This window comes from Gordonia sp. NPDC003429 (assembly GCF_053588575.1).
The window spans coordinates 1-2387 of the sequence record NZ_JBSFQF010000046.1 but is presented as its reverse complement, the minus strand read 5'-3'; the positions used below and the strand labels follow the sequence as shown (position 1 = coordinate 2387).

At 63.8% G+C, this 2387-nt stretch carries 2 protein-coding genes; both read right to left on the bottom strand.

Going from position 1 to position 2387, the window contains the following annotated elements:
• Positions 1-158: 158 nt before the first annotated feature.
• On the bottom strand, positions 159-923 hold the full coding sequence (gene istB / locus ACWDSI_RS20380) for an IS21-like element helper ATPase IstB (protein WP_308221105.1): 765 nt from the start codon (positions 921-923) through the stop codon (positions 159-161).
• Positions 924-946: 23 nt separating this feature from the next.
• Positions 947-2224 (bottom strand): IS21 family transposase, encoded by a 1278-nt coding sequence (istA, locus tag ACWDSI_RS20375; RefSeq protein WP_433254511.1) that lies wholly within the window; start codon positions 2222-2224, stop codon positions 947-949.
• Positions 2225-2387: the final 163 nt, after the last annotated feature.

Genomic DNA, 2387 nt, shown 5'->3' with positions numbered 1-2387 from the left:
GGCAGGTGACCTGCGCTCGCGGGGCCACGATCGCGCTGAGGTCGGCACGGAAGATCGACGTCGAGCAGTCGCTGGTGGCGCACGTGTAGCGCGGCTGTCAACGGCGGCTGAAATCTGACCCCTTATCGACGTTTGAATTTTGACCCCCTGTGGTTGGTCTATTGGTCGTGTGTGACGAGGTCTCGTCGGGATTTGGTGCGGTAGGAGTCGCCGTTGATGGTGATGACCTCGGCGTGATGGACCAGCCGATCGATGAGCGCGGCGGCGACAATCTCGTCGGCGAAGATCTCTCCCCATCGGCCGAATGGCATGTTCGAGGTGATCAACACCGAGCCTTGTTCGTAGCGGCTGGCGATGAGTTGGAAGAACAGGTTCGCGGTGTCGGAGTCGAACGGCAGATACCCGATCTCGTCGATGATGAGCAGCCGGTAGCGGCGCAGCCGTTTGATCTCCGCGGCCAACCGTCCCGCGGTGTGGGCTTCGGTTAACCGTGCCGCCCAACCCGTCGCGGTGTCAAAGAGCACCGGATACGAGTTGTGGGCGGCTTTCATCCCTAATGCGATCGCCAGATGCGTTTTCCCGACTCCGGGTGGTCCGAGAAGGATCACGTTGTCTGCCTTGGCAATCCAGGTACTGGTGGCCAGATGTGCGATCACATCGCGCGGCAAAGATGGCACGTGATCGAAGGTGAAGTCCTCCACCGTTTTGACCGCCGGGAACCTCGCGGCGGCGATCCGCAGGGTGGTGCCGTTGGCTTCACGTTCGGAGACTTGGCGTTCCAGGATCGCCGCCAAGTACTGTTCGTGGCTCCAGCCCTCATCGCGGGCACGATCGGCCAACTCCGCCCAACACCGCCGGATCGTGGGGGTCTTCAACGCGCGGGTCAGGAACTCCATCTGTGTGTGAATCTGCTTGCCCGACACAGTGGTCGAGGTATCGGCGGTACTCAATTGTGGGACTCCAAATCTGTGGTGGTGGTGAAGTTGACGCCGTAGAGGTCGTCGTAGTCGGGTAGCGCCCTCATCGGCACCTGGTGGCCGTCGAGGTGAGCCCGCACCCGTGCCGCGTTGCCGGCCGCGATGTTGAGGTCCTGCATGCGGTAGTTGCGCCGCAGTTCTTTGGCGGCCCGCACATGCTGGGGATCGGCGATCGTGACGTGGTTGGCCCAACTGCGGTGGTGATCGGCCACGGTGACATCCCCGCATCGGATGACCACATCGCTCAGGTCGGCAGTGATGTCGACGAACCGGCCGATCACCGACGGATGCACCGAGTAGTCGTTGCCGGCCACCCGCACGTAGTAGTCCCGGCCCAACCGGACTCGGTGGGTCAGACCGACGTGCGGGGCCGCCGGTGGCAGAGCGGTCATCGCCGCCACATCCATCTCGAGGACGTCGGCCGGGCGGCGATCACCGATCGAACGCACGATCCGGGTGTTGGCATGCTCACCCAGCCACCAGCGGAACTGGGTGTTGAAGTCCTCCGGTGACTCGAAGATCCGGCCCGGCAGGAACGAGGTTTCGAAGAACCGGTTGTTGCGTTCGACCATGCCCTTGTACTCCGGATCGCGCGGCGGAGCTAGTTCGAGTCGGGTGCCCAAGGTGCCCACGAATCCGGCCGCCAACGCTGTCGGTGTGCCCTTGCCGCCGATCGCCGATTCGCGGTCCCACACCAGCTTGTGGGTGACTGCCCCGATCTGGGCCAGCAGCAGCCACATCCCGGCCAGAATGTCACCGCCCTGACGCGACGGGATCATCACCGCCGCCCGATACCGGGAGTACGCCAACGTCATCACCAACACCGGAAGGATCGCTAACTGGCTATGGCCCACCGGGATTCGATAATCGGGGAACCACAGATCCCACTGCGAACACACTCCCGGTTCGTATACGACCCGATCAGCAGGATCGACTCCGCGGTACTCCGGGCGGATCTGGCGGACCCGATCTTTGAGGACCGTCAACGACCTGCTCCACCCAATCCGCTCGGCGATCACCGTTGCCGGCATCGTCGGATACTCCCGCAACAACGCCCGGATCTGCGGCTCGAACGCATCCACCGCCGACCCACGAGCCGGCCGCGAATACTTCGGCGGCTCATCAGCGGCCAACGCCGCACGCACCGTGTTCCGGGCCACCCCCAACCGACGCACGATCTCCTTGATCGGCACCTGCTCACTGCGATGCAACCGGCGGATCTCCGCCCACTGTTCCACTGAAATCACCCTCCTAGCTCAGACGGGGGTCAAAATTCACCCGTCGCTATGGGGTCAGTTTTCAGGCGTCGTTAACAGCGGCACCGTCAGGTGCAGCCGGGTCGGGTGCCCCACGATCGGCAGATCAGCGACCTCGCGGTCGACATGATCACGCAGCCGGCCCGCCTGCCCG